Annotated in this window: 1 protein-coding gene; it reads left to right on the forward strand. The window is 63.5% G+C overall.

All coding sequences use genetic code 11. The annotated features are described in order from the left end of the window. A partial coding sequence (locus tag P24_RS20380) for a cadherin repeat domain-containing protein (RefSeq protein WP_008946372.1) occupies positions 1 to 720 on the forward strand: 720 nt, incomplete at both ends.

Consider the following 720-nt stretch of genomic DNA (forward strand, 5'->3'; position numbering starts at 1 on the left):
GGGGCGGATGCCGCGCTGTTCGATATCGACAGCAAGACCGGCGCTATCACCTTCAAGACCGTACCGGACTTCGAGAACCCGACCGATGCGGGCGGGAACAACGTCTATGACATTGAGGTCACGGCCTCGGACGGTACCCTGACCAGCCCGGCGAAGGCGGTGGCAATCACCGTGACCGATGCCAATGAGCCTGCCCTTGTCGATCTGAATGGCGGCGATGCCGGTACGGGCGCCAGCGCTGAGTTCACCGAGAATGGCAACGCCCTGACCCTGGTGCCGAATGCCAGCATCTCGGACCTCGACAGCACCAACCTCCTGAAGCTGGATATCAGCCTGACCAATGCGCAGGTCGGCAGCCTGGAAGGGGTTTCGCTGGACGGTTATTCCAATGGCGATGTCGCGAACGGCATCACCATCACCTACACCGACAGCGCGACGATCAGCCTGTCCGGGTCCGGGTCGCTGGCCTCCTACACAGCCCTGCTGAAGGCGCTGCAATACACGAACACCTCCGATGCGCCGGTGCCGGAGACGGTGCGCACCGTCACGGTCACGGCAACCGACGACCAGAACATCACCAGCACCGCGCAGACCATCTCGGTCACGGTGAAGGCGGTGAACGATGCACCGACGGTCAACGACAAGCTGACCACCGCCACTGTCGCGGAGAACGGCACCGGCACCATCTATACGGTGACCGGCAGCGACCCGGATACCGGC

This window comes from Oceanibaculum indicum P24, assembly GCF_000299935.1.
In the GTDB taxonomy this organism is placed as follows: domain Bacteria; phylum Pseudomonadota; class Alphaproteobacteria; order Oceanibaculales; family Oceanibaculaceae; genus Oceanibaculum; species Oceanibaculum indicum.